The organism is Paraplanobispora siamensis (assembly GCF_016863175.1).
Lineage (GTDB): Bacteria > Actinomycetota > Actinomycetes > Streptosporangiales > Streptosporangiaceae > Planobispora > Planobispora siamensis.
The window spans coordinates 139,178-165,015 of record NZ_BOOJ01000014.1 but is presented as its reverse complement, the minus strand read 5'-3'; the positions used below and the strand labels follow the sequence as shown (position 1 = coordinate 165,015).

The following is a 25,838-nucleotide window of genomic DNA, read 5'->3' as shown; positions in this document are numbered from 1 at the left end:
TCCCGTGCAATAGAACCGCTGAAGTCCGAGTGTCAAGACTCTCCCCAGCCGTGGTCCAGATGTTCCGCGACGGCGCGGCGGGCCTCCGGCGACGGTCCGCGCGCGATGGCGTCGAGCAGGTCGCGGTGCTCGGCGACCAGTACGTCCCGGTCGGCGTAGAGGGTGCGCAGCCGGACCAGGCCCAGCCGGGTCTCGGCGGCCAGCGCGGAGTACAGGCGCTCCAGCCGCGGGCTGCCCACCGCCACGATCAGCGCCTGGTGCAGCGCCATGTGCTCGGCGACCACGTCGGACCAGGGGGCGTCGCCGGGAAGGGCGGCCATGCGGGCCAGCGCCCCGTCGGCCTCGGCCACCCGCCGCCCGGTCAGGGAGACGGCCATCAGGTCCTCCAGCGGGCGCCGGACGAACATCAGGTCGTCCAGGTCGGCCGCGGTCACCTCGGCCACCTGGGCGCTGCGGTGCCGTTCCCGTCTGAGCAGGCCCTCGTGGACCAGGACCGCCAGCGCCTCGCGGACGGTGGGACGGGCCACGCCGTAGGCCGCCGACAGCTCCTGCTCCGGCAGCGCCGTGCCGGGCTCGATCTCGCCGGACAGCACCCGGCGGCGGAGCGCGTCGGCCAGGGCGGCGACCGCGGAGACGGGACGGAGCGGGAGCGTCACAGGAGTGATTGTGCCGCTTTCCGCTCGGGGAGGGCGACCGCCACCAGGCTCGCGCCCAGCAGCAGCAACCCGGCGGCCGAGATCGCGGTCAGGTGCTCGCCCAGGACGACGACGCCGAGCAGGGCGGCGACGGCGGGCTCGGCGAGGGCGAGGGTCGCGGCGGTCGCCACCGGGGTGGTGCGCAGGCCCCTGCCGTACAGCAGGTAGGCCAGCGCCGTGGTGGCGCCGCCGAGATAGAGCGCGGTCAGCAGGCCGCGCGGCTCGGTGAGCCAGCCGAGGTCCGTGCCGAGCAGGACCGGGAGCATCAGCAGCGCCGCCCCGCCGAACATCGCGCCCATGACCGCGTCGGAGGAGGCGCCCGCGCCGATCACCCGGGCGGCGCTCACCGCGTAGAAGGCGTAGATCAGACCGCCGAGGAGCGCGAGCAGGATCCCGTCCGCGCGGGCCTCGCCTCCCCCGCCGGTGAGGACGGCGCAGCCGATGATCGCCGCGGCGGTCGCCCCGGCCCAGCGCCGGGTGGGAACCACCCTGTCGATCAGCCAGGAGAGCAGCCCGGTGAACACCGGGCCGCTGCCGATGGCGACCACGGTGCCGATGGCCACCCCGGTCCTGCTGACGGCGGCGAAGTAGCACAGCTGGTAGGCGGCCACCCCTACAGCGGCCGCGGCGAGCAGCCCCTTGCGCGGCAGCCTCCGCACGGCCGCGCCGGCGGCGACGGCGAGCACCAGTCCGCCGATCACCAGGCGGGCGGCGGCGAGGGAGACGGGGTCGACGCCGCTGACGAGCAGTCCGGCGGTGCCCGCCGTACCCCACAGCACGGCGGCCCCGACGACGGCGAGCTTCCTGGCGGGCGCGGCTTGCGCGGTCACGGTTCCCGTGGTCACAGTCGAGGACACACCGAGATTGTCAGACAACTAGACAATGATGTCCACTGATTAATCGCTCTCTTCCCCTCGATGTCCGATTCTTCCGTTTCTTTTCACCGCACCGGGGGTAGGCAGGAGGAAACGTCAGAAGCCATGCGGGGGTGGCCGGTGCTGTCCAGGGGGATGTTCGAGCGGGGTCCGCTGACGGCCTACGAGGAGATGCTGCGCGCCGTCACACCGCACCGGGTGGACGGTACGGCGGTCACCACCTCCGCCGAGGCCATGACCGCGATCGCCGAGGCGCTGTCGTTCCCCGAGCGTTTCGGGCACAACCTCGACGCGTTGTACGACTGCCTGACCGACCTGTCATGGCTGCCGCCGGGAGAGCACGTGCTGGTCTGGTCGGAGCCCTCGGTGCTGAGCGGCGCCGACCGGCCGGCCTACGACGCGATCCGGACCGTGCTGTCGGACGCCGTCTCCGACGGGACGCCGCAGGAGGCGTTCTTGTCCGTCCTCCTCCTGACCGACTGAGCCGTCGCGACGCAGTGGGTGCAGAACGCGCCCTGCCTGCCCGCGTCACAGGTGCAGTACCACTTCAGGGCTCCGTCGACGACCTGGAGCTCCACGCGCTCGCGGCCGCCGCCCACCTCGGCGGCGATGAACGCGGGCCCGAACCTGACCAGCTGCACCGCCCCCGCGCGTTCCAGCTCGCCGCCCTCGGCGAGCACCGCCTCGGCCGTGCGGGCCAGCTCGGCCTCGATCAGTTCCGCAACCCTCGTCATGGGCGTGCCTCCCCCTCTTGTCATCTACAGACGTGCCCGGCGGGCTCCGGGTTCCGTGTCATCCAGGGAGATACAAATGCTTTCTTATGGTTAGGCCTGTATGTCTCTGGCCGTAGGTCGTAGAGATTGCTAGGGTTTCGCCACTGTTAACCGCGCATACACGTAATGCGAGGCATTATGGGTGGCCGAAAATACTCGATCAAGACGAAGATATTCACCCTTCTGCTGGTGCCACTCGTCTCGCTGGTAGCGATCTGGGGGTTCGCGGCCACGTCCACGCTGCAGGGCGGAGTGGACCTGCTCAGGAGCGGGGCGCTCTACGAGAGCGTGGTCGTCCCCACCCGGACGCTGACCACGGCTCTGCAGCACGAACGGCTGCTCTCCCTGAGCCTGCTCGGCGGCGACCTGTCCGCGCGCTCCGCGCTCGACAACCAGCGGGCCCGGACGAACACGGCACGCGAGCAGCTGCGGCAGATGTCCGAGGAGTACCGCGGTGACATGAGCGAGGCGCTGCAGGCGCGGGTGGCCCATCTCACCTCCGAGCTGGACCAGCTCACCACGATCCGCACCGGGGTCGACTCCCGCTCCGCCACCCGGCAGCAGACCCTCGACGCCTACTCCTCGATCGTCTGGTCGATCTTCGACGCCTACGAGAAGATGTACATCACCCAGGACGCCTCCCTCGTCGACCAGACCCGGGCCATCGTCGTGATGGGGCGCAGCCGCGAGCTGCTGAGCCGGCAGGCCGCGCTGATCTCCGGAGTCGTGGCCGCCAAGTCCGTCGACGACCAGGACCGCGCGGCCTTCGCCGAGCTGGCCGCCGGCCGCAAGCTGCTCTACTCCATGGGCTTCAACCAGCTCGACCAGGAGCTCCGGGCCCCCTACGCGAGCCTCGCCGCCAGCGCCCCCTACCGGACGTTCGAGCGGATCGAGCAGACGTTCGCCACGGCCTCGCGCCCCGACGCCTCCTGGGCGACGGCCGCCACGGCGCTTTCGGACACCTTCGACCGGTTCGGCGGCGAGGTCAGCCGCCGCAACAGCGACCGCTCCGCGCCGCTGGCCACCTCGATCCTGCTGCGCGTCGGCATCGTCGGCGGGGTCGGCCTGATCGCGGTCGTGGCGTCGATCTTCATCTCGGTGCGGTTCGGCCGCCGGATCGGCACCGAGCTGGTGGGTCTGCAGCGGGCCGCCCTCGACCTCGCCGACCGGCGCCTGCCCGACGTGGTCGCCCGGCTGCGCAAGGGCGAGGACGTCTGCACCAAGGCCGAGTCCGCCACCCCCGAGCTGCACCAGGGCACCACCGCCGAGGTCGTGAGCGTCGGCGAGGCGTTCGCCTCGGTCCAGCGCACGGCCGTCGAGGCGGCCGTCGGCCAGGCCGAGCTGCGCAAGGGCGTCAACAAGGTCTTCGTGAGCCTGGCCCGGCGCAGCCAGTCGCTCCTGCACCGGCAGCTGACCATGCTGGAGGCGATGGAGCGGCGCGCCGTCGACCCCGAGTCCCTCGACGACCTGTTCGCCCTGGACCACCTGACCACCCGCATGCGCCGGCACTCCGAGGGCCTGATCATCCTGTCCGGCTCGGTCCCCGCCCGCGGCTGGCGGGTGCCGGTGGAGATCTACGACGTGGTGCGCGCCGCCGTCGAGGAGGTCGAGGACTACCGCCGCGTCACGATCACCGTGCCGAGCGGCCCGGCGCTCGTCGGCACGGTCGTCACCGACGTGATCCACCTGATCGCCGAGCTGGTGGAGAACGCCACGATCTTCTCCCCGCCCAACACGACGGTGCGCGTGCACGGCGAGACGGTGGCCAGGGGCTACGCGATCGAGGTCGAGGACCGCGGTCTCGGCATGACCCCCGCCGAGCTGGCCCACATCAACGAGCGGCTGGCCGACCCGCCGGAGTTCGACCTGGCCGACAGCGACCGGCTGGGCCTGTTCGTGGTCGGCAGGCTCGCCGCCCGCCACGGCGTCCGCGTCTCGCTGCGGCCGTCGCCGTACGGCGGGACCACCGCGATCGTGCTCATCCCCGCCGAGCTGGTCGCCGAGACGCCGGAACTGCCCTCCGCCCCCGCCTACCCCTACTCGGTCGAGGTGGAGCGGATCCCCACCACCGACAGCGGGCTGCCCAAGCGCGTCCGGCATGCCGCGCCCCAGCACGCCCCGGCGTCCCGGGCGGCGTCCGAGCAGCCGGCCTGGTCCGCCTCGTCCGGCCCGGCGCCGTGGGACGCGCTGTCCGACCAGTCCCCCTGGAGCACGCCCGAGCAGCCCTCCTGGAGTGCGTCCGACCAGTCTTCCTGGACCGCGCCCGAACAGTCCTCCTGGAGCGCCCCCGAGCAGTCTCCCCAGCTCACGCCCGAACAGACGGCCGTGTCCGAGCAGACGGGTCAGACCGTCCCGGGCAACGGCCTGCCCCGGCGGGTGCGGCCCGCCCCGGAGACCGAGACCGTCACCCCGAGCACCGTCCTGACCTCCTTCCGCGCGGGGTGGCGCAGAGCCGAGGAGGATGACGACCGATGACGGACCGATGGCCCGACCCGGATCCCGGACCGATCATCCGTCCCTACACCGTGACCCGGGGCCGGACCCGTCCGGCCGGTGAGGGGTTCGATCTGATCGCCACGGTCGCGGCGATCAGACCGGCCCCTCCCGACCTGCCCCCGGAACACCTGCGCCTGCTGGACGCCTGCCGCCGGCCGACCACGGTGGCCGAGGCGGCCTCCCGGACCGGGCTGCCCGTCGGGGTGGTCCGGGTCCTGCTCGGCGACCTGCGCAACGCCGGGCTGCTGACCGTCCGCACCCCTCCCACCACCATCGCCGCCCCCCGCGAGAACATCCTGCGCGACGTCCTGTCCGGCCTCAGGGCCCTGTAGTCCCCGTTCCCGGAGTTCCCCCGGCGCGCCGTACGGCGTGTCAGTCGGTGGCCAGGCGGGCGTGCCGCTCCACATCGTGGCGGACGTCGCCGTAACGCAGCTTGGCCCGCTCGACCCCTTCGACCGCGAACCCCGCCCTGATCGCGACCGCGCAGGAGGCGGCGTTGCCGACGCTGTGCCCCAGCTCCAGCCGGAACAGCCCCCGCTCGTTGAACGCCCACTCGGCCAGCCTGATCGCCGCGGCCACCGCGACACCCCTGCCCCTGGCGCGCGGCGACGTCCAGTAGGACACCCACCCGGTGTCGTGGGCGTCGATGTTGCTCACCGCGACGTTGCCCACGACCTCGCCGCCGGCCACCACCGCGAAGGCCTGCGCGTCGTCCCGGAACCCCCACAGCGCCATCCACTCCAGCGCCGCGCGGGGCGTGTCGATCGGGTGGGAGGACTGCCGGGCCATGTCGGGCGAGCGGAAGGCCTCCAGCACGAAGGGCACGTCGTCGGGCCGCCAGCCGCGCAGCTCCACCTCGATCATGCGGTGCAGCGTAACAGGGACGATTCCCTCATGTCAGACCCCACTTACCGGCCGAAAACCTTGTGAGAGCGCTCCCACAGCAAGCATCATGGCTCCCATGACGACTGTCCGGCCCTACCGCCCCGATGATCGCGCCGCCCTCTACGACATCTGCGTCCGGACCGCCCACGAAGGCGGCGACTCCCGGCACATCTATCCCGACCTCGACCTGATGCCCAGCATTTTCGCCGCTCCTTACGCCGAACTGGAGCCGGATCTGACCTTCGTCCTCGACGACGGGGAGCGTGCCGTCGGCTACGTCCTCGGCACCGCGGACACGGCCGCCTTCGTCGGGAACTACCGCCGGGAGTGGCTGCCCCGGATGAGAGAGCGCTTCCCCGCGCTCGACGGCCCGCCGACCACCCCCAGCGAGTCGATGATCGATCTCATGTACCGGCCGGAGCGCATGATCGTCCCGGAGCTGGCCGACTATCCGGCCCACCTCCACATCGACCTGCTCCCCGACCACCAGCGCCGGGGGCACGGGCGCGAGCTGATGCTGACCTTCCTGGACGCGCTGCACCGCAAGGGGGTCCCGGCCGTCCACCTCGGGATGGTCACCGCCAACACCGCCGCCCGCGCCTTCTACGACCGGCTCGGCTTCCACGAGATCGAGGTCCCCGACGCCGGCCCCCTCACCTATCTCGGACGGAAGACGGCCTGAGTCCCGGACGCGGGACAGCCTGAGTCCCGGGCGCGGGACGACCTGAGCGGGTACGGCCGCCGCAGGCCGTACCCGCTCCGCGCGGTCGGGGACGACCCGCCCGCGGTCCGGCCGGAGGGCCCCTGCGCCCTCCGGCCGGGTGGCACCGCTAGAAGGTGATCTTCCAGCCGTTGAAGGTGCCGGTGTCGTTCTGGAAGTAGTCCCCGACGACCAGCGTCCAGGTCCCGTTCCCGAGGCGGGCGGTGTTGCTCACCGTGAACCGCACCGGCCCGTCGTACGGCGTGCAGCTGCCGTACGACTCGTACTTCAGCACCCGCCGCGTCCCGTTCGGCTGGACCAGGGTCAGCCGCAGGTCCTGGGAGCAGGTGTGGTCGATGTCCGCCGTGACCTCGAACGTGGCGTTCGGGGAACCGGTGAGCGTGACCGGGATGTCGGTGGAGTCCTGGTAGCCGTCGTTGATCGGGAAGGGCGTGTCGTTGGAGAACGTCCGCCCGCCGCCGGTCCCGCCGACCGTCAGGGTGTAGGTGACCGAGTGGGCCGCCGCGGTGCCGGTCGCCTTGAGCGCGATCGGGTAGGTGCCCGCCGGGGTGCTCGCGGAGGTCGTGATCCGCACCGCGGAGGTCGCGCCCGCCTTGATCGTCGCCGGGTCGAAGGCCACCGTGGTCCCGGCGGGCGCCCCGGACGCGCTGAGCGTGATGTCCTGGACGGCGCCGCGGGTGACCGCGGTGGTCAGCGTCGCGGTGAGCGAGCCGCCCGCCTGGACGGTGCCGGCGGCCGGGTTCACCGAGACGGAGAAGTCGTCCTGCCCGCCGCCGTCCGAGCTCACGGCCAGCTTCCAGATCCCGTACGCCGCGGCGTCCGAGGCCCGGTCGAGGACCGTGTCGCTGATGTTGGTCAGGGTGTCGCACGCCTGGTGGTAACAGGGGTCGAACGCCCGGCCCGCCGTACCGCCCCACTTGGCGGCCTGCGCCGAGGTCTTGGTGGCGCTGGCCCCGGCCGCCACGCCGGAGGTGGGGATGCCGGCGTTGCGGAAGGAGGCGTCGTCGGAGCGGTTGGCGCCCTCGGTGTTCTCCTCGGGCTGGAGGTTCAGCCTGTCATAGAACTCCTTCAGGGGACGGGCGGCCTCGGTGGTGATGTTGTTGATGAAGTAGCCGCCGTTGGTCGAGCCGACCATGTCGTAGTTGTGGTAGACCTTGATCTTGCTCCGCTCGGTGGCGCCGAGCGAGTTGACGTAGAACTCCGAGCCGTTGAGGCCCTGCTCCTCGTCGGTCCACCAGCCGAACCGCACGTGCTTGGCCGTCTGCGGCCTCGTGGCCGCCAGGGTCAGTGCGACCTCCAGCAGGGCCGACGAGCCCGAGGCGTTGTCGTTGACGCCGGGTCCGGCCGCGACGCTGTCCAGGTGGGCGCCGGCCATGATGACCTGGTTCTCGTCACCGCCGGGCCAGTCCGCGATCAGGTTCGGGCCGGACCCGCCGGTGCAGCCCGAGGTGCAGGACTGCCGGCGCACGGTGTAGCCCGCGGCGGTGAGCTTCTGCTCGATGTAGGACACCGAGGCGGTGTAGCCGGCCCCGGTCGACCTGCGGTTGCCGCCGTTGTTCGTGGCGATGCTCTGGAACTGCTGCAGGTGCGCCTTGACGTTGGCGAGGCTGATGTCCGGCGGCTCGACCGGGCCGGGTCCGCCGCCGCCGACGGTCAGGGCGAAGGTGGCCGTCCTGCTCGTGGTGGAGCCGGTGGCCTTCAGCGCGATCTGGGAGGTTCCCGCCGGGGTGCCCGACGAGGTGGTGATCGTCACCGTCGAGCTCTGGCCCGCCGTGACGGTGGCGGGGTTGAAGCTCACCTGGGTGCCCGAGGGCGCTCCGGTCGCGGACAGGGTCAGGGTCTGCGCGTTGCCGTTGGTGACGGCGGTGGAGAGGGTGGCCGTGGTCGAGCCGCCCGCGTCGACGGTGCCGGAGGCCGGGGAGACCGAGACGCTGAAGTCGTCGCCCTGCGCCTGGCAGGTCGGCTCGTTGCTCTGCGCCGGGACGTTGACCGCGCTCCAGGCCGCCTTGGTGGCGTTGAACTCGGTGCAGCTGCCCGGGAACAGCGTCTTGGCGGCGTTCAGCGTGGCCACGCGCGCCTTGGCGTGCGTCCAGGGGACGGTCTTGGTGTTCAGGCCGCCCATGAAGATCTGTCCCGCCTTCTGGACGCCGATGCCGGTCAGCGTGGACGGGCCGGAGCAGACCGGGCTGGACGGCTTGCCGGGCGGGTTGGTGCCCTCGGCCAGCAGATAGAACCAGTGGTTCTGCGGACCGGCCGCCGCGTGCACCTCGGTGTTGGGGATCGAGGAGCTGTAGCAGTTGGGGTCGCCCAGCGCGCCGGGGTTGTACATGTTGCGGATCGGGCCCTGCCCGACCAGGTTGACCTCCTCGCCGACCAGATAGTCGGGCTCGTCGTAGGTCGCGGGCGCGTTGATGTAGTGCTCGGTCAGGGCGCCCATGATGTCACCGGTGGACTCGTTCAGGCCGCCGGCCTCGTTGCCGCTGCCCGCTCCGCCGCCGCCGGAGAACTGGAAGATCGCGTGGCCGAACTCGTGGGCGACCACGTCGATCGGGGTGGCCTGCTTGGTGTTGGCCTGGTTGTGGCCGAAGTTGGTGTAGGAACCGTTCCAGTAGGCGTTGACGTCGTTCAGGCCGACCCGCGCGGGGAAGGCGCCGCCGTTGCCGTTGAACCCGTTGCGGCCGAGCCACTCACGGAGCATGTCCCATTCCTTCTGCGCCGCGTACATCGCGTCGACGCAGGCGGTCTCCAGGTTGGTGCCCTGGCCGTTGCCCCAGTTGTCGTCGGGGCCGGTGTAGGCGGAGCCGTTCTGGCCGCCGCAGCGCAGGCCCGGACGGGTGGTGTCCGTCATGGAGTAGGAGCCGCCGGACCCGGAGGTCGCGATGGTCACGTTGCCGTTGTAGTGGCCGCTGCCGGTTCCGGCCCTGACGTCGTCCACCTTGTCGATGACGGCGCCGGTCCGGGCGTCCACGTAGACGTGCAGCACGCTCGGGGCCTCGGCGGTCCGGCCGGTGACCAGGACCTCCCAGGCCAGCCGGGGCTCGGCCGTGGCCGCGTGCACCACGAGGACGGGCTCGGCGGTGCTCTTGACGCTCTTCAGCTCCGCGCGCGCGGTGGCGGCGGCGCTCTGGGCGCTCACGGCGGGCGTGGTGTCCACGTCGATCGCGGCGCTCTGACCCGAGCTGAGGCTCTGCGCCGTCTCGCCGCTCTTGTCCGTCACGACGATCACATCGCCGCCGTAGACCGGCAGCCCGTCATAGATCCGCCGGTAGTGGACGTACTGGACGCCGTGTGTGCCCGTGACGACACGGACCTGCTCGAACTTGTCCTCAGGCGCCTTGCGCACCGTCCCGGACTCCGCCGCCAGCGTCTTGTTCGCGGTCGCGATCGCACGCTTGCGGTCGTCCGGGCCGGGCGGGACGAAGGCGTCCCTGCTCTCCCGCACGCCGCTGAGCGGCACCGGGTCCGTCGGGCCCGACGGGGGTGCCGCGGCGCCCGCGGTGCCCACGAGCGCGGGCGAGGTCAGGACGGCGACGGCCAGGACGGCCGCGGCCCCTAACTTGACCTTGGTCTTCACTCTGGATGACTCCTTTCGAGCGTCCCCGGGGGGTGTGGGGGACGTAGGAGCCGTGGCCGGCCAGGGCTGGACCAAAGGTCGCATCAGTAACACCCGGCGCAGAACCCTCCAGTTCTCCATAGGTTCGCCCTATGGGAGCCCTATGGGAGCCCTATGGGGCCCCTGTGCGGGAGGGGCCGGGATCGCGGTGAGAGGCGGGCGCTACAGGATCCCGGCCGGGTGGGCGAGGCGTCCGTCCAGAGCGCCGGAACCGCGCCGCCTGCGCCAGGCCGCGTACATGGGGACCTTCATCGCCTGCCGCCTGTACCTGCGCATCGCCGTGCCGACCAGCTTCATCATGGTCCCGGCCGGGAGCCCGTACGGAGTGCGGCCGATGACGTTGCGCATCAGCAGCGGGGAGCCGACGAGCGGGCGGATGACGACGCCGGGATGCTCCACGGCGGTGGGGCGGAACGTCGCCACGCACTTGCCCGCCCTGATCAGGTCGCGGGCGAGGGTGCTGTTCACCGAGAAGGACAGGCGCGGGGTGAAGCCGTACCTCCGGCAGACCGTCCAGAAGTGCTCGTGGTAGCCGGCCTCGGTGTTGGGCGACATCGCCCAGTGCTCCTCGGCCAGGTCCGCCAGGTCGATCTCCTCCCGGCCGGCCAGCGGGTGCGACGCCGAGAGCCCGACGAAGATCGGTTCGACCACGGAGGCCTCGTACAGCACGCCGGAGGAGGAGGTCAGCTCGTGCCCGGGATAGTCGGCCAGGACGGCCAGCTCCAGCCGCCCGGCCTCCAGGAGGGAGGGCAGGAGGTCCATGCACTCCTCGGTGCGGACGGTGAGCCCGGCCTCGGGGAACAGCTCGTACAGGCAGGTGGTGACGTGGCTGGCCAGGGCCGTGTCCGCGCACCCGACGCGGATGACCGGATCGGCCCCCCGCTGGGCGTAGTGCCGGGTGTCGTACCGCAGGGCGTCGAACGCGTGCAGCGCCGAGCCGGAACGCTCGATGATCCATTCGCCCAGCGGGGTGGGACGGCTTCCCTCCGCGGCGCGCTCGAACAGACGCCCGCCGAGCATGCGCTCGATGCGCTGCAGCTGACCGGCCAGGGACGGCTGGGACAGGCCGAGCGAGGAGGCCGCCTTGGAGATGCTGCCATGCTCAGCGATGGCATGGATGACTCGAAGATGGCGCACTTCCAGGTCCATGCCGACATGGTAGGGAAACGCCTGACGGCAATAGACATATTGGTAAATGACAGTTTGACAACACTAAATACAAAGTGTCAGCTTTTAATGAATATGATCATGCGGAGAATGCACGGCGACGCGTTGGACCGCTCCTGGAGCGTTCCGGAAAGGCGCAGCTCCGCCGGGGGTACGGCGGCCTCCCGGCCGCGGGGCGGCCGCCGTGCCCCCGGGTTTCGAATAACAGACGCCTCCATCCCGGTCAGGAGCCTTTCCGGAGTCCCGGTCAGGAGCCTTTCCGGAGAGACGCGCGAGTTCCCGCAAACGGCCGGGGCGGCGCCCGCCTGTATTCGCCGCCCCTCCCCGCCGGGAAAGGCCTCCTACCGCGGGGAAAGACCGCTTCCCGAAGGGAAACGCAGCGGCGGACGCCGGACGGCCCCGCCCAGGACGCGAACGGGCCCGGCTCAGGGTGCGAACGGACCCGACAGCGCCGCCCACTGCAGGAGCATGATGGTCTTCGCGTCGGCGATCTCCCCCGTCCCGATCATCTCCAGCGCCTTCGCGAAGGGCAGCTCCACCACCTCGATGTCCTCGCCGTCCTCGGCCAGTCCGCCGCCCTCGGAGACCTTGTCGGCCGCGCTGTACGGCGCCGCGAAGAAGTGCACCCGCTCGGTGATCGAGCCGGGGCTCATGTAGACGTCGAAGACGTGCCGGACCTCGCCGATGTCGTAGCCCGTCTCCTCCGCGGCCTCCCGCCGGATCGCGGTCTCCGGGTCGTCGTCGTCGAGCAGACCGGCCGCGGTCTCCAGCAGGTACCCGTCGGGATGGCCGTTCACATAGACGGGATAGCGGAACTGTCTGATCAGCAGCACCGTGGCCCGCTCGGCGTCGTAGAGCAGCACGGTGGCGCCGTTGCCCCGGTCGTAGGTCTCGCGCTCCTCCACGCTCCAGTGCCCGTCGGAGTGCCGGTAGTCGAACGTCGTCCTGCGGAGCACGTACCAGCTCGACGAGAGCAGCTCCACCTCGCGCACCCGGACCCGGGGGTTGCCGGTCAGGTCCAGTCCCACCCGGTCCAGGCCGGTACGGCCCCGCCGGTCGGGAACGTCGACGCCCGGCACTCCACCGGGCACGCGGTCATCGGATCTCATGCCCTCCAGCATCTCGTGCCTTCCAGCATCTCGTGCCGCCGACGTGGGCGTGGCCGACGGGTGCGGTCGTCGGCCCGCCCGGCGCGGAACTAGGAGACCCTGGTGAAGTCCATGGTCCAGTTGGTCTCCCAGGTGCGTTCGCCGTCGTAGGAGAACGCCTGCTCCCACCGGCACGACTCCGGCGTGATGCGCGACCAGATGAACCGGACCCGGATCGGGTGGCCCTCGTCGGTGTCGTCGGCGTAGAAGGTACCCACCCCGTCGGTGAACCGGCCCACCACCGGGACCGGGTCGAGACCCCGCGTGCTGTTGATCCAGTGGATGGACCACTCCTCCCGCCCGGGGTCGTAGACGCGGACCGTCGCGCCGTCGAACTCCTTGGTCGGGAAGGTGATCTCGTCGAAGCTTCCCGCCCCGCCGAAGAAACCGCGGGCGACGCTCCGGCCGGGGAACTCCTCCCACTCGTCGCTCCCGGCGTCGCGCTTGAGCAGCCTGCGGTTGACGACGTCCCAGGCGCCGACGAAGAAGTCGAAGTCGTTCACAGTCCCACCGGGCTTTCCGGACGGGTGTCGGCGAGGTAGCCGTCGAGGTCCGGGGTGTCCTTGACGAACATGTGCCGGACCCAGGCGGCCCGCTCGTGCTCCAGGGCGGGCAGCTCCCACACGCACCCGGCCCAGTGCCGCGTCTCGCGCACGAAGTTCGCCGGGTCCTCGTCGGGGCAGCCGACGGCGGGCTGACCGGCCGCGGCGATGTTCACCTCCACCACGTTGTCCCAGGCCCAGGTGTAGACGAGCAGGTAGGCGCCGGTGTCCCCGCCCCTGTGGAGGACGATCCAGCCAGCCGGGGAGTCGTCGGCGGGCGCGGGCACGAGCTTCGGCAGATACTCGTAGGCCGCCTTCTCGACCTCCGGCTCGATCGGCTTGTCGGGCCGGTCGACGTGATAGCGCTTGTACGGACGGCCGTCGACGACGATCGGGTCCAGCGGCCGCATGTTCTTCTCGATGAACGCCATGACCGGACCGTATGACCCCTCCACTGACACGTAATGTCAGTGGTGTGCGAGCGTCCCGGCTTCTCTCCATCCTCCTGCTGCTCCAGTCACGCGGCCTGCTGACCGCCCGGCAGCTCGCCGACGAGCTGGAGGTCAGCGTCCGCACGATCTACCGCGACGTCGAGTCGCTGCACGCCGCGGGGATCCCGCTGTACGGCGAGGCCGGGCACCGGGGCGGCTACCGGCTCCTCGACGGGTTCCGGACCCGCCTGACCGGCCTGACCGCCCAGGAGGCGCGGGCGCTGTTCCTGGCCGGGATGCCCGGACCGGCCGCCGAGCTCGGCCTCGGCGCCCTGGCCGCCGCGGCCGAGCTCAAGATCGAGGCCGCGCTCCCGCGCGAGCTGCGCGAGGGGTCCCGGAGCGTGCGGGAGCACTTCCACCTCGACGCGCCCGGCTGGTACTACGACGGGGACCGGGTGCCCCACCTGCCGGACGTGGCGGACGCCGTCTGGAACAGGCGCGTCATCCAGGTGCTCTACAGCCGCTGGGCGGAGCCGTCCGAGGTGGACCGGACGCTGGAGCCGTACGGCCTGGTCCTCAAGGCCGGCAAGTGGTACCTCGTGGCCCGGTGCGAGGGCATGATGCGCACCTACCGGGTCAACCAGATCCTCACCCTTCGGGTGACGGGCGAGACGTTCGAGCGGCCCGGTGACTTCGACCTGGCCGGGCACTGGAGCGCGTACCTGGCGGACTTCCGGTCGCGGCTGTTCCAGGGCCGGGCGACCGTCCGGCTCTCCCCCGCCGGGCGTGAGCGGATCGCCCAGCTGATGGGCTCGGCCGTGGTCGGCGCCGTGGACGAGACGGCCGGCCCGCCCGACGCCCGGGGCTGGGTCACGGCCGGCGTACCCATCGAGTCGCTGACGCACGCGCGGACCGAGTTCCTCAAGCTCGGCGCCGAGGTCGAGGTGCTGGAACCCGCCGAGCTGAGAGCCCGGATGGCCGAGACCGCCCACGCCCTGGCCGCCCTCTATCCCCGGGACCCCCGGGATTCCCGAGCGGATCACGTCATGCCGGATTCATCCCTTTATCGTGATATGCCGTCCGTGGCGGAACATGAGGATTAGCATCCCCCCATGCCCCCTCGCGTAGTGATCGTCGTGCTGGCCGCCGCGCTCTGCGTCGGGGCCACCGTGTCTCCCGACCCCGTCCGCGGGGACGTCAACGGCGAGGGCCGGGCCGATCTGGTGGTGGGCGGCCCGGGATCATTCATGGTCCAGCCGCTGGGCAGCAAGGCCACCACCCTGAGCCGGCGGGTGACCGCGCTGTCGACGGGCGACTTCAACGGTGACGGCCTCGCGGACGTGGCCGCCGGCGGCGGCGGCACGCTCACCGTCGCCTACGGCCGGCGCGCGTACCCCCACCTCGGCCGGACCGTCCGTTTCACCCCCGGCCGGGGCGGCGTCCCCCCGCTGGGCGCCGGTCACGGGTTCGGCAACGCGCTGACCACCGCCGACTTCAACCGGGACGGCTACACCGACATCGCCGTCGGCGCGCCGGAGACCACGCTGGACAGCGCGGCGACACACGGCGGCGCGGCCGTCGTCCTGTACGGCTCCCGCGGCGGCCTCACCTCCTCCCGGGCCCTGCGACTCAGCGAGAACACACCCGGGGTGGTCGGCTTCAGCCAGCACAGCCGCCTGTTCGGCGCCGCCCTGGCCTCCGGGGACGTGACCGGCGACGGCTACAGCGACCTGGTGGTCACCGCGCCGTCCGGGCGGCCGGGCTACGACATCGGCGGGGCCGTCCACGTGTTCAGGGGATCGGCCAAGGGAGTGACGCTCGCCGGCGACACCATGGTGACCAGCGGGAACGTGGACGGCCGCGTCATGGACGTCGAGGCGTGCGCGGGCGGCTCGAAGGGCGCCGACAACGAGGCGAACACCGCCCAGTGCACGCGCGACCCCTTCGGCTGGTCGGTGCGGGTCGGCCGCGTCCACGGCGGCAAGTACGCCGACGTGGTCGCCGGGATCGGCACCGGCAAGCTCCTCATCCTGCGTGGCGGGCCCTCGGGCATCGACAAGCGCCGGAAGAAGATCGTGGCGCTGCCCGGGATCACGGGGACCAGCGCTCCCGGCAACGACCACGCCGGGTCGCTGGCGACCGGCGACATCGACAGGGACGGCCGCAGCGACATCGTCGCGGCCGCCCGCGCCACGGGCGACATCGCCGTCCTGTACGGCTCGGCCGGCGGGCCGCGGCCGCCGATCCGGATCCGGGCCGGCGGGGCCAACGTGGCGCTGCTCGACCTGGACGGCGACACCGTCCCCGAACTCGCCACCGCCGACGGCGAGTCGGTCCGGTTGTTCTGGATCAAGAACCGCCGGGTGACCGAGACCAGGACCCTCTCCCTGCCGGGCACGCTGATCGCCCGCTGACGGCCCCCGCCCGCGCGGCGGCGCCGTACTCGCCACCGCGGTGTCCGGTCCTGCTCGCGCCCGTCACCGGTCCCGCCTCCCTCCGTTCTCCCCGGACGCACCAGCCCGCTCTCGTACCTGACGAAAGTCGGGGGTGGTCGCTGCCCTTCGGTTCCTGTGGCCGCACACCCGTGATCCATAGCGTGGCCGACGTTCGACGAGACGATCGGAGCGCGGTGTGCGACAGGGCAGGGGCTGGTGGCGGGGTACGGCGGCCACAGTGATCACGGTGGTCACCGGTTTGATGATCACGGCGATGCCGGGCCCGGCGTCGGCGGGTGAGAGACCGGACGAGGCGGCGGTCCGGCGGGTGGTGGCCGACTTCGCGGACACGTCGGGATACCCGGGCGTCGCCGTCGCGATCACCGAGGGCGACCGGGTGCTGTACACCGGCGGGTACGGCCGCGACTCGTCCGGAGCGGCGGTGACCGCGCGCACGCCGATGCCGGTGGCGTCGGTCAGCAAGTCGTTCACCGCCCTGGCGGTGATGCAGCTGGCCGAGGCCGGCAAGGTGACGCTGGACGCGCCGGTGCGCGACTATCTGCCGGACTTCCGGGTCGCCGACCCCCGGGGCGCGCGGATCACGGTGCGCGAGCTGCTGAACCAGACCTCCGGGATCAGCGACGGCACGCTCGCGGAGAAGAGCCTGCCGCAGCCGGACTCGCTCGCGGGCGCCGTGACGCGGGCCCGCGACTCCGCGCTGGCCGCCGACCCCGGCACGAAGCACTCCTACACCAACACGAACTACCACCTCGCCGCCCGGCTGGTGGAGGTCGTCTCGGGTGAGCCGTTCACGGACTACCTGCGGCGCCACGTGTTCGGCCCGCTCGGCATGCGGGCGACCGCCACGATCGACAAGACCCCCCGCGATCTGCCGCGCGAGGTGCGCCGGGGACATCTCTACGCGTACGGGGCGTCGATCCCCGCCACCGAGCCGGAGCGGTTCGTCAACGGCTCCGACGGCGTGATCAGCACGGCCGAGGACCTGGCCCGGTGGCTGATCGTGCAGAACAACGCGGGCCGGGCGGCCGACGGCACACGGCTCGTGTCGCCGTCGGGCATCACCGCCATGCACACCTCGACGGACCGGCGGTGGCCCTACGGGCTGGGCTGGCGCGACCGGGACGGCAGAGTGGGCCACGACGGCGTCTGGTTCACCTACACCGCCCAGGTGCTGCTGCTGCCCGGCGGTTACGGCATCGCGGTCATCGGCAACAGCGGCCTCGGCCTGGGCAACGAGGGCGTCGGAGCGCTGGCCGACCGGCTGGCCGCACTCGTGACCGGCGGCGAAGCGCCGGCCGCCGACTCGGTGCGGCTGACCGTCGATCTGGTGCTGGGCGCTCTGACCCTGCTGAGCCTGCTCCTGGCCGTCCGCACACTGCGGCGCACGCGGGCCTGGGCGGACCGGCTCGCCACCCGGCCGTCCTGGCGGCTCGCCCTGCGGCTGTCGCCCCGGCTCGTCCCCCTGGCCCTCCTGGTCAGCCTCCCGGACCTGCTCACCCGGCTCATCGGCGGCGGGCGGGACATCACCTTCGAGCAGCTCTGCTACTACTCGATGCCGCTGGTCGTCTGGTTCGCGGTCATGGCCGCGGCGAACGTCGCCGTCCTGGCCGCCCGCGTCACCGCCCTGACCCGGCGGCCGGTCCCCTCCGGCGGGGAGACCCCGCCCGCCCGGAGCCACGATGCCGTCCCGGCCGGAACCTCTCACCCGGCTTCGGGCTAGTAGGGGGTGTGACCCCCTACTAGAAAGGCGTACATGGGCTCCCTCGATGCGGCCTACCAGGAACGGGACGACGCGTCACTGGTCGCGGAGTCCCTGGGCGACCCCGGGTGCTTCGGTGAGCTGTTCCGGCGGCACGCTCCGCCGCTGCACCGGTACGCGGCACGCCGCCTCGGCGGCGACCTCGCCGACGACATCGTGGCGGAGACGTTCCACCAGGCCTTCCGCGGCCGCGGAGGATACGACTCCGCCCGCGGTGACGTGCGGGCCTGGCTGTGGCGCATCACCACCAACCTGATCCGCCGTCACCACAGATCGGAGGTCCGGTTCTACCGGGCGCTCGCCCGCACCGGCGTCGATCCGGTGCTGGAGGGCCACGCCGACCTGGTCGCCGACCGCGTCACGGCCGCCGCGGAGACCGTCCGCCTGTCGGCCGCCCTCGCGGACCTGCGCAAGGAAGAGCGCGACGTTCTCCTCCTGACCGCCTGGGGCGAGCTGACCTACCAGCAGGTCGCCGACGTCCTGGGCATTCCCGTGGGCACAGTGCGCTCACGGATCAACCGGGCCCGCACCAAGATCCGCAAATCCGTTGGAGACGGTGGAGCTCTCGCAGATGGACCCGCAGATGGACTCGCAGATGAATGACCTCGAACCGCTGAAGAGGATGAGATCCCAGATCCCCCAGCGCGACCCGGACGAACTGGCCCGGGCCATCGGGTGGGAGCCGTCCGCGCGGCGCGCCGTACCGGCCCGCCGGAGAGTCAGGCTGCGGTTCCCCGGCCTGACCGGCACCACTCGCGCGGGGGCGGCATGGCGGCTGGCGACCGGGGCCGTGGTCCTGGCCGGGGTCGTGGCGGCCGCCGTGCTCGGCCCGAGTCTCGTGCCGGGCGGCGGCGCCGGTGCGAAGTCCTACGCCAGCGCCGCCATCGACATCGTCCAGGAGGGGAGGAACTGGGTGGCCCGGATCAAGGATCCGCTGGCCGAGCACGAGAGGTACCGCGAGGGCTTCGCGTCCCTGGGACTGGACGTCACCCTGGAACTCGTACCGGCCTCCCCCGGCCTGGTCGGGCAGCCCGTCGCGCCCGTGTTCGACCCCGGCGGCCCCATGACCTTCGAGTCGTCCGGCGAGTTCAGCGCCGGCGTCGAGCCCGAGGGGTGCACGCCCGGTACGCCGGGCTGCCTCCTGGTCTTCCGCGTTCCCGTCGGACTCGCCGAGAAGGTCCGGACCCAGCTGGGCCGCCCGGCCCGGCCGGGCGAGCCGTACCAGACGGACAGCCCCGCCACGCACAGGGGCGAGGTCCTGGAGGGCGTCACCGTCAAGGACCGTACCGTGGCCCAGGTGCTCGCCGACGTTCGTGAGCGCGATCTGGATGTGGTCTTCCGGCGGGTGAGATCCGACCCGGACTCCACCACGAGCAACTTCTACGACGGAAAGGCGAAGCAGGCCTTCCAGCTGTCGTATGAGCCCGTCTCCGCCGACGCGGTCGGACAGGACTGGCTCGTGTGGGAGGCGCGAGCGGTCAGCGACCGGACGGTGATGCTGGAGGTCACGCCGGAGCCGTTGAAGCCGACCGATTCGTTCTGAGCCGCCCGGGCGTACGGGAGCCGGGGAGTGGATGGGTCCTCAGGCCGGCCGCCTGATGCTCTCGATGATCCGGGCGAAGCCCTCCTCCCCGTGGCCCGCGTCGATCTGGCGCTGGATGAGCCGCTGGACCATGGCGACCACCTCGGTGCTGACGCCCTGGTCGGAACTGGCGGCCAGGATGTCGCCGAGGTCGGAGAACCGGAGGCTCTGCTGTCCTTCGACGGTGTAGTCCCCGCCGTCGATGACCTCGGCGAACCCGTGGAAGCCGCCGGTCATGGCGGTCAGCCAGGGCGCGGCCATGGCGGCGAACTCGCGCGCCGTCACACCGGCCGGCGCCACCATGGCGGCGCCGTGCATGAACCCGGCGAACATGACGTACATGCCCGCGAGCAGGGCCAGGTCGTACAGGGACGCCAGCCCGGCGTCCTCCCCGAAATAGGTGCTGTCCCCCCACAGATCGAGCAGCGGCCTGTACTCGTCGAAGACCTCGGCCGACCCGCTGTAGAGGATCGACGCCCCCGGCTGGCCGATCATGTGCGGCACGGCCATGATGCCGCCGTCCAGATACGCGGCCCCGGCCCGGGCTGCCCAGGCGGCCGTCTCCCGCGACTGGGCCGGTGAGGTCGTGGTCACGTTGATCAGGGTCCGCCCGGCCAGCTCACCGGAGAGCGGGTCGAGCACCTCACGGACCGACGCGTGGTCCAGCAGGCACGTGATCACCAGCTGACCGGCCCGGACCGCCTCACCGGCCGTGGCGGCGGCCTCCGCCCCCCGCGCGACAAGCTCCTCCGCCCTGCCCGGCGAACGGTTCCACACCGTCGTCGCGTACCCGGCCTTCACCAGAGCGCCCGCGAGAACGCTCCCCATCGCCCCCAGCCCGAGAACACTCACCCGGACGTCGTCATCGGTCGTCATCTTCAAGATCCCCTCGTGTTCCGTCGTTCGAGTCGATCCTTTCCACTGCCTGTAGATTTGGCCAGTACGGACTAATTAGTCAGGTACTTACCTTTTAGTAAGTGCCTTTCGGAGGGGTAGATGACGAAGTCAGCACGCAACGGCCCCTACTTCTGCGGCATCGACGCGGCGATGGACGTCGTCGCCGGCAAGTGGAAGTCCCTGATCCTGTGGGAACTGCACGACCACGGAACCCGCCGGTTCGCCGAACTCCGCCGCGCCCTGCCCGGCGTCAGCGAGAAGATGCTGATCCAGCACCTGCGGGAGATGGAGGAGGACGGCCTCGTGCACCGCGAGGTCTACCGCGAAGTCCCCCCGAAGGTGGAGTACTCCCTGACCGAACACGGCGTCTCGCTCAACGCCGCCCTGGCCCCTCTGGGAGAGTGGGGCACCGAACGCATCCAGCGAATCGGAGCCGAAAAAGTCCACCCCTGACGCCACCGGCTCGCACAGCCCGGGAGCGGGTACGGCGGTGCGTGCCAGGCGGGTGAGCCCACCCGTGGAGCACGTCCGCGGCAGACCGGGCGTTGCCCACCCAAGCTGAGCCACACGGCAGGCAAGCCCTCCTGCGCCCGCAGAACATCGCCGGCGACGCCGTACACCTCGACCCAGACTCCGTCCCACCCACGGCCCGGGCCGGCTTGAGATCGAGACGGGTCACCGTACCGACCACTGGCATGCGGGCAGACTGACACGCTCCCACGCGAGCCGGAACCCGAATGCGCACATGATCGCGCGGTCTCTGGGATTTCACCGGCCGACAGGGGACGATGTAGTCGCTTGCTCCGGCCCCCGGGAGGCGATCATGGCTGTCCCCGATCCTGCAGCAGAGCGCGTCGCTTGCGCCCGCGCCGGACGCGAGTGGTTCGCCGGCGTCATGTTGACCAGTCTCCTGCTCGGGCATCGGCCCCGACGTCTCAACACGGCCTACCGGCTGTGCCCTCAGGGGCGGAGGCTCCTGGATCTGCTGGATCCGCTCTCCAGCGGAGACGACGGGGATCCCTCCCTCTACTGGGAGTTCAAGCTGAACTCCTTGCATCCGGGCCGGGAGAACCGCTGGCCGAGGGAATTCGCATCGCCCAGCTCGTACAGGCCGATCGGAAGCAGCGCGCTGTGCCGTACGGCTTCACCGACAAGAGGGAGGCCGACGACTTCCGCTCCGTTCTCCGTGACGAGCTCGTCCGCAGAGCCGCCGACGGAGACGTACGTGCTGATCACATACGGCCGTGGGTATGGACGCCGGCCAGTACAGGCACCGCGCTAACCGAGAACGGGCGGGCCTCAGGGGTCGAAGTACGGCTGTCCTACCACCAGGCACCTCTGACGTGAGATCACGGCTGTCGGTGCCCGGATGTAGCGTCCGGTGCATGGATGAGACCTCCCAGAGCCGGCATGCCGTACACGCCTACGTTGACAGCGCCGAGCAGCGTGACTGGGAGCGCTTCGGCGCCCTGCTCGCCGAGGATGTGGTGTACGAGATGCCGCAGACCCGGGAACGGATCCGCGGGAAGTCGGCTTTCCTCCAGTTCAACATGGAGTATCCCGGCGATTGGCACCTGCGGGTACGGCGCGTCGTCGCCGACGGCCGCCACGCCGCGGCGTGGATCGACGCGCGCGTCGGCACCGGGCATCAGGACGCGTGCGTGTGGTTCGAGATCTCCGATCAGGGACTGATCAGCCGGATCGTCGACTACTGGCCGGAGCCGTACGACCCGCCGTCTGGTCGCGAGCACCTCGTGGAGCGCTGGTAGGACCATCCGTCGAGCACGGTCGCTGATCCGGCGGAGGTCCACCATCCGAGAGAAAGGAATACCGACCATGTCACTCGTCCGCGTCCAGCACATCTCCGTCTCGCTCGACGGTTTCGCCACCGGTGAAGGCCGGAGTCTCGACGCGCCGTTCGGGCACGCCGGCGAACGGCTGCACGACTGGATGTTCGCCACCCGGTGGGGCCGCGGGATGCTCGGCCGTCCCGGCGGCACGGGCGGCGTCGACGACGCCTTCCTGCGGCTGTTCACCTCCGGGATCGGCGCCGAGATCATGGGTGCCGGGAAGTTCGGCTACCCCGGATGGCACAAGGACCCGGAGTGGAAGGGCCCGTGGGGTCCCAACCCGCCGTTCCACACACCGGTCTTCGTCCTCACCCATCACCCGCGCCCGTCGATCGAGATGGAGGGCGGCACGACGTTCCACTTCATCGACGCTTCCCCCGCCGAGGCGCTCGAGACGGCCCGCGAGGCCGCGGGCGGCCAGGACGTACGCATCGGCGGGGGCCCCACCATGATCCGCGGCTTCCTCGCCGCCGGACTCGTCGACCACATGCACATCGTGGTGGTCCCGATCCTGCTCGGCCGGGGCGTACGCCTCTGGGACGGCCTGGAGGGCCTCGAGAAGGACTACGAGATCGAGACCACCTCCTCGCCCAGCGGAGTCACCCATCTGATGTTCACCCGCACGGGTCTCTGATCAGCCGGCCGAAGCGACCCGTGAAATCCAGGGAACATCGGCTGCCAGATCGCGCCGAGTTCGTCTCACCCCCATCGGGGGACTGCGAGCACCCGGCGCACCGCTAACGTCGGCGTACGGATGCAGGCCACCGATAGGAGCGCATCCATGATCCGCATGCTCGATGGAATGCCAGAAGGGGTCCTGGGCGTCGAGACTCTCGACAGACTGACCGCGGAGGACTACACCGGCACGCTTCTGCCGGCCTTGGACACCGCCGTCAAGGAAAGCGGCAAGATCCGCATCGTGCTCGTCTTCAGGGCCAAATTCGAAGGCATGGAGCCAGGAGCCGCCTGGCAGGATCTCAAGATGGGCGTTCGCGACTGGAACGCCTGGGAACGCATCGCGCTCGTGACCGACCACGCCTGGATGAAAGACGGGTTCCGGCTGTTCGCCTGGGCCATGCCGGGCGAGGCCAGAGCCTTCGGGCTGGCCGAGCAGGACGACGCCGTCACCTGGGCGGCCGGCAAGAGGTGAACGTCCAGCTCACGAGCGATGCCTGAGACCTGTGAACCGGCCGGGAAGGGGTGTGCCTTCCCGGTGATCGTTTGAGGTCTCGTACGCATGACCCACGCGCCGACGCCGACTGGGAAGGCACGCTCATCGGACTACTTCGCGCGCACGGTTACTGCCGCTCGCCGGGCGTGGAAAAGCAGGCGCACTGTGAAGGTGTCCAGCGTGAACAGGTCGGTGCCGTCCCAGTCGAACTGCCCGACCTGCCCCGGCGGGGCATCAGGACAGGCCCTCACGCAGTCATGGCCCTCCTGGTCCTCGTGCCACTCGACGACGCGGACGTCCTCGAACCGGAAGACCACGACAGGCGTCTTCGACAGTCCGGGCGGAGTCCACTCCGGGTCGTAGAGAAACTCCAGCTCCAGCATCGGCGGCCTGCCGGGCTCATAGGTCAGGCGTCGGAAGCCGGTGTCGTGGAGGCAGATGCGGGCGCCCTCGTCGGTCCAGAACTCGTACAACCCTCCCTTGGAAGTGATGCCACGATCTCCGTCCCCGGTCACCCCGGTGAACTCGGTCACCGACATGAGGCTCCTCGGAGGTGAGGGCGGCGCTGCCGGGGACATCCTCGTCCTCGTACCCTGCCAGAGCCCTGCGGCCCGGGTCCGCCCGCCACCGGATGACGAGGCCTCCACCCTTCCCTACGGATCGGAGGGCCCGAATCGTCAACGAACTCAACGAGCATCCCTGACCGTCCTTCCTGCTATCGCCCGGTGCCTGATCTTGTCAGGCCCATCTGGGAAGATCTTGCATTCCGACCGGCCCGAAGTGACGGAGCTGCATGACATGAGCGATGGCCAGTCTGCGGGCTCCGAGGAGTACCACTACTACCGACGCCTGCTCAAGGGGCACTGGCCGGAGAACGGCATCTGCTGGACCGTCGTCGTTCCCAACGATGGAAGGCCACTCACGCTCACCGAGATCGACGATCGGTGTACTCCCGGGATTGACCTTGGGGATCGCAGCGGAATGACGAACTGCACCCCGTACCCTCTGCAGTGGTGCCTGCCCCCGGAAACGGCTCCGGCCCATGGTCGGCCTCGGGCATGCCAGGCGATCACTACATGGGCCCGGCAAGAAGATCAGACAGTCCCATTACGACGGACGTAGGATCCGAAAGTCGAACCAGAACACGGCAAACGCATTCCCGTTGTTCTCAGGGCTTCCACGATATTCCCGGCAGCCACTTCGTTGAGCTTTCCGTCCCGGCACGCACGAGCGAGCAGCCATACGGTGCCGTGGACTTGCAGGCCATGCGCCCTGCCCACCGCTACGGCTTCGCGGTCATCGGTGATGGCGATCCCCTGGGACAGTTCGGCCGCCGAGAACACGCTGGCCTCTCCCAGGTCGCGTTCGGAGGATCCGATGCGCTGCACCCACTTCGCGAAGCACCTGATCTCATCCAGGGAGTCGAGCCTCGCCAGGCCAAGCCAGTTCGCGTCCAGCACCGTCTGAAGGATCGGATACGCCTGACATCCCTCGCGTATCTCCTCCCGAACCACGTGGGTGGTGAGGCAGGTGACGCCTATCAGCAGATCTCGAAGCACGTCCAGACGTTCCGCCCGAGCGAAATGGCTCAGGCCCATCGCGTCGAACACCAGGAGGGGATCCGGCTCAGCGCTGCTCAAAGCTCGAGATCCGCATCGTCACGCAACTGCAGATCGGTCGTCATGATCTGACCTCGCATGAGCTCGACAGCACGTGACGCCGTTATGCGCGACTTCCTGAAGGACTCCATCACCGCGTGCGCAAAGCCCGGAGGCACTCGAACCGTTTCCAGATCAGGCTGCGGCGCCCATCCGACCGCCTCCATCAGCTCCGCACGCGTCGGATTTCGCTTGCGCATTTCCTTCGCGGCGTTCTCATCGATGACCTCCGCTTCAACGGCCTGCCGTACGGTCAACGACCAGGATGTCCTGAAACGCGCAGCAAGGGCCACCAACTCCTCCCGCTTCGCCACCGAACCTGAATGAGCTGTACCGCGGAAGACCTCCAGTGGAAGGAGAAGCTCCGCAGCGAAGGCATCGATGATCGCCTCCCTGTCATCACGCGAGACATGGACGCCTATGTCAGCGGAGTACTCGTCGCCTACGATCAGATGCCCCAGCTCGTGAGCCGCGGACGCGCGGCGACGCCCGAGATCACCATGCCTGCTGACAACCGCCACGGCAAGGTCGCCCTCGACCAATGAAGCGCCTTCGCCCGGCGCCTCAACCACCGCGACCAATTGCCCCAGCTGTTCGCAGACGCTCATGAGCGAATCGATGGGGTCAAGCCCGGTCCCGAGCCGACTCCTCACCCAGAGGGCTGCACCGCGGGCGCCCGGCGCATCCTGAATCGCCTCCGGGTACCGCTCTATCGCAGGCAAGGAGAACTCCCCCAGCTCCACGAGCTGCCGGATGTCGGCCAGCCATGTGGAGAGGGCCACTTCCAAGCGGTAGGACTGCCGTGCCGCATCGGTCACCGTGTCATCGGCGAGTTCCACACGGCGGGAGATGACAGCCGGAGGCGGATTGAGAAAGTGACTCAGCGGAACCCGAAGCACAGATGACAGCTTGGCAAGCTCAAGCGCATCGACTCGGCGTACTCCCCGCTCGATCTTGGCGATCATCGTCCGATCGAGTTTCAGCGCGGACGCAAGCTGCTCCTGTGACATGCCGGCCGCCATGCGACACTCACGTACGCGTTCACCGATGTCCGCCCAACCCTCAGACCCCTTCATGGTGCGATAATCGCACATAGGCAGGAGGGGAAGCGAGGACCGA

At 70.5% G+C, this 25,838-nt stretch carries 27 protein-coding genes; 13 read left to right on the top strand and 14 right to left on the bottom strand.

Annotation, left to right across the window (positions count from 1 at the left end):
• Positions 1 to 32: 32 nt before the first annotated feature.
• Positions 33 to 656 (bottom strand): GntR family transcriptional regulator, encoded by a 624-nt coding sequence (locus Psi01_RS08150; protein ID WP_204063318.1) that lies wholly within the window; start codon positions 654 to 656, stop codon positions 33 to 35.
• The gene (locus Psi01_RS08145; protein ID WP_239127310.1) at positions 653 to 1,552 is read right to left on the bottom strand and encodes a DMT family transporter; all 900 of its coding nucleotides are present in this window, start codon (positions 1,550 to 1,552) and stop codon (positions 653 to 655) included. The genes Psi01_RS08150 and Psi01_RS08145 overlap by 4 nt, the downstream gene beginning before the upstream one ends.
• Positions 1,553 to 1,675: 123 nt before the next feature.
• Here Psi01_RS08145 and Psi01_RS08140 point away from each other — a divergent pair, with 123 nt between their 5' ends.
• The gene (locus Psi01_RS08140; protein WP_239127308.1) at positions 1,676 to 2,053 is read left to right on the top strand and encodes a barstar family protein; all 378 of its coding nucleotides are present in this window, start codon (positions 1,676 to 1,678) and stop codon (positions 2,051 to 2,053) included.
• On the opposite strand, the gene Psi01_RS08135 is transcribed toward Psi01_RS08140, so the two are convergent.
• Complete coding sequence (locus Psi01_RS08135) at positions 1,963 to 2,304, bottom strand: hypothetical protein (protein WP_204063317.1); 342 nt, start codon at positions 2,302 to 2,304, stop codon at positions 1,963 to 1,965. The two genes, Psi01_RS08140 and Psi01_RS08135, sit on opposite strands and share 91 nt — an antisense overlap.
• 228 nt (positions 2,305 to 2,532) lie before the next feature.
• Between Psi01_RS08135 and Psi01_RS08130 the strand changes: the two genes are divergently transcribed.
• Complete coding sequence (locus Psi01_RS08130; protein WP_204063316.1) at positions 2,533 to 4,818, top strand: sensor histidine kinase; 2,286 nt, start codon at positions 2,533 to 2,535, stop codon at positions 4,816 to 4,818.
• Entirely contained in the window at positions 4,815 to 5,171 is a 357-nt protein-coding gene (locus tag Psi01_RS08125) for a DUF742 domain-containing protein (RefSeq protein WP_204063315.1), read from the top strand. Before Psi01_RS08130 ends, Psi01_RS08125 begins: the two co-directional genes overlap by 4 nt.
• 40 nt (positions 5,172 to 5,211) lie before the next feature.
• On the opposite strand, the gene Psi01_RS08120 is transcribed toward Psi01_RS08125, so the two are convergent.
• Positions 5,212 to 5,703, bottom strand: a complete 492-nt coding sequence (locus Psi01_RS08120; RefSeq protein WP_204063314.1) for a GNAT family N-acetyltransferase — start codon at positions 5,701 to 5,703, stop codon at positions 5,212 to 5,214.
• A gap of 97 nt (positions 5,704 to 5,800) precedes the next feature.
• Between Psi01_RS08120 and Psi01_RS08115 the strand changes: the two genes are divergently transcribed.
• Positions 5,801 to 6,406, top strand: a complete 606-nt coding sequence (locus tag Psi01_RS08115; protein ID WP_204063313.1) for a GNAT family N-acetyltransferase — start codon at positions 5,801 to 5,803, stop codon at positions 6,404 to 6,406.
• Between the two features lie 148 nt (positions 6,407 to 6,554).
• On the opposite strand, the gene Psi01_RS08110 is transcribed toward Psi01_RS08115, so the two are convergent.
• The 5 genes from Psi01_RS08110 to Psi01_RS08090 all read right to left on the bottom strand — a co-directional run bounded on the left by Psi01_RS08110 (position 6,555) and on the right by Psi01_RS08090 (position 13,346).
• A complete protein-coding gene (locus Psi01_RS08110) occupies positions 6,555 to 10,019 on the bottom strand; it encodes a M28 family peptidase (RefSeq protein ID WP_204063312.1) in 3,465 nt (1,154 codons plus the stop codon).
• Between the two features lie 201 nt (positions 10,020 to 10,220).
• Positions 10,221 to 11,207 carry a LysR family transcriptional regulator gene (locus tag Psi01_RS08105; protein WP_204063311.1) on the bottom strand — a complete coding sequence of 329 codons (987 nt, stop codon included), beginning with the start codon at positions 11,205 to 11,207 and terminating at the stop codon, positions 10,221 to 10,223.
• Positions 11,208 to 11,650: 443 nt separating this feature from the next.
• On the bottom strand, positions 11,651 to 12,334 hold the full coding sequence (locus Psi01_RS08100) for an NUDIX domain-containing protein (protein ID WP_239127304.1): 684 nt from the start codon (positions 12,332 to 12,334) through the stop codon (positions 11,651 to 11,653).
• Positions 12,335 to 12,423: 89 nt separating this feature from the next.
• A complete protein-coding gene (locus tag Psi01_RS08095; protein ID WP_204063310.1) occupies positions 12,424 to 12,876 on the bottom strand; it encodes a hypothetical protein in 453 nt (150 codons plus the stop codon).
• Positions 12,873 to 13,346: a hypothetical protein gene (locus tag Psi01_RS08090; RefSeq protein ID WP_204063309.1), complete on the bottom strand. Its 474-nt coding sequence runs from the start codon at positions 13,344 to 13,346 to the stop codon at positions 12,873 to 12,875. Before Psi01_RS08090 ends, Psi01_RS08095 begins: the two co-directional genes overlap by 4 nt.
• 44 nt (positions 13,347 to 13,390) lie before the next feature.
• Between Psi01_RS08090 and Psi01_RS08085 the strand changes: the two genes are divergently transcribed.
• From Psi01_RS08085 to Psi01_RS08065, 5 genes are all read left to right on the top strand, one after another.
• Positions 13,391 to 14,449: a helix-turn-helix transcriptional regulator gene (locus Psi01_RS08085; protein WP_204063308.1), complete on the top strand. Its 1,059-nt coding sequence runs from the start codon at positions 13,391 to 13,393 to the stop codon at positions 14,447 to 14,449.
• A 9-nt stretch (positions 14,450 to 14,458) separates the two neighbouring features.
• Complete coding sequence (locus Psi01_RS08080; protein WP_204063307.1) at positions 14,459 to 15,760, top strand: FG-GAP-like repeat-containing protein; 1,302 nt, start codon at positions 14,459 to 14,461, stop codon at positions 15,758 to 15,760.
• A 217-nt stretch (positions 15,761 to 15,977) separates the two neighbouring features.
• Complete coding sequence (locus tag Psi01_RS08075; protein ID WP_204063306.1) at positions 15,978 to 17,522, top strand: serine hydrolase domain-containing protein; 1,545 nt, start codon at positions 15,978 to 15,980, stop codon at positions 17,520 to 17,522.
• 33 nt (positions 17,523 to 17,555) lie between these two features.
• Positions 17,556 to 18,164, top strand: a complete 609-nt coding sequence (locus Psi01_RS08070; protein WP_204063305.1) for an RNA polymerase sigma factor — start codon at positions 17,556 to 17,558, stop codon at positions 18,162 to 18,164.
• Between the two features lie 19 nt (positions 18,165 to 18,183).
• A complete protein-coding gene (locus Psi01_RS08065; RefSeq protein WP_204063304.1) occupies positions 18,184 to 19,104 on the top strand; it encodes a hypothetical protein in 921 nt (306 codons plus the stop codon).
• A 39-nt stretch (positions 19,105 to 19,143) separates the two neighbouring features.
• On the opposite strand, the gene Psi01_RS08060 is transcribed toward Psi01_RS08065, so the two are convergent.
• Complete coding sequence (locus Psi01_RS08060; protein WP_204063303.1) at positions 19,144 to 20,019, bottom strand: NAD(P)-dependent oxidoreductase; 876 nt, start codon at positions 20,017 to 20,019, stop codon at positions 19,144 to 19,146.
• A gap of 120 nt (positions 20,020 to 20,139) precedes the next feature.
• On the opposite strand from Psi01_RS08060, the gene Psi01_RS08055 reads away from it, so the two are divergent.
• On the top strand, positions 20,140 to 20,493 hold the full coding sequence (locus tag Psi01_RS08055; protein WP_239127302.1) for a winged helix-turn-helix transcriptional regulator: 354 nt from the start codon (positions 20,140 to 20,142) through the stop codon (positions 20,491 to 20,493).
• A 573-nt stretch (positions 20,494 to 21,066) separates the two neighbouring features.
• Here the strand turns inward: Psi01_RS08055 and Psi01_RS08050 are convergent.
• A complete protein-coding gene (locus Psi01_RS08050) occupies positions 21,067 to 21,276 on the bottom strand; it encodes a hypothetical protein (RefSeq protein ID WP_204063302.1) in 210 nt (69 codons plus the stop codon).
• 149 nt (positions 21,277 to 21,425) lie between these two features.
• Here Psi01_RS08050 and Psi01_RS08045 point away from each other — a divergent pair, with 149 nt between their 5' ends.
• The 3 genes from Psi01_RS08045 (at position 21,426) to Psi01_RS08035 (ending at position 23,040) form a co-directional block, all read left to right on the top strand.
• A complete protein-coding gene (locus tag Psi01_RS08045; RefSeq protein WP_239127301.1) occupies positions 21,426 to 21,809 on the top strand; it encodes a nuclear transport factor 2 family protein in 384 nt (127 codons plus the stop codon).
• A gap of 67 nt (positions 21,810 to 21,876) precedes the next feature.
• Positions 21,877 to 22,524 (top strand): dihydrofolate reductase family protein, encoded by a 648-nt coding sequence (locus Psi01_RS08040; protein WP_204063301.1) that lies wholly within the window; start codon positions 21,877 to 21,879, stop codon positions 22,522 to 22,524.
• Between the two features lie 147 nt (positions 22,525 to 22,671).
• A complete protein-coding gene (locus Psi01_RS08035) occupies positions 22,672 to 23,040 on the top strand; it encodes a SpoIIAA family protein (RefSeq protein WP_204063300.1) in 369 nt (122 codons plus the stop codon).
• 131 nt (positions 23,041 to 23,171) lie between these two features.
• On the opposite strand, the gene Psi01_RS08030 is transcribed toward Psi01_RS08035, so the two are convergent.
• The 3 genes from Psi01_RS08030 to Psi01_RS08020 form a co-directional block, all read right to left on the bottom strand.
• Positions 23,172 to 23,600 carry a hypothetical protein gene (locus Psi01_RS08030; protein ID WP_204063299.1) on the bottom strand — a complete coding sequence of 143 codons (429 nt, stop codon included), beginning with the start codon at positions 23,598 to 23,600 and terminating at the stop codon, positions 23,172 to 23,174.
• Positions 23,601 to 24,155: 555 nt separating this feature from the next.
• The gene (locus Psi01_RS08025) at positions 24,156 to 24,671 is read right to left on the bottom strand and encodes a PIN domain-containing protein (protein ID WP_204063298.1); all 516 of its coding nucleotides are present in this window, start codon (positions 24,669 to 24,671) and stop codon (positions 24,156 to 24,158) included.
• 26 nt (positions 24,672 to 24,697) lie between these two features.
• On the bottom strand, positions 24,698 to 25,795 hold the full coding sequence (locus Psi01_RS08020) for a helix-turn-helix domain-containing protein (protein WP_204063297.1): 1,098 nt from the start codon (positions 25,793 to 25,795) through the stop codon (positions 24,698 to 24,700).
• Between the last annotated feature and the right edge of the window lie 43 nt (positions 25,796 to 25,838).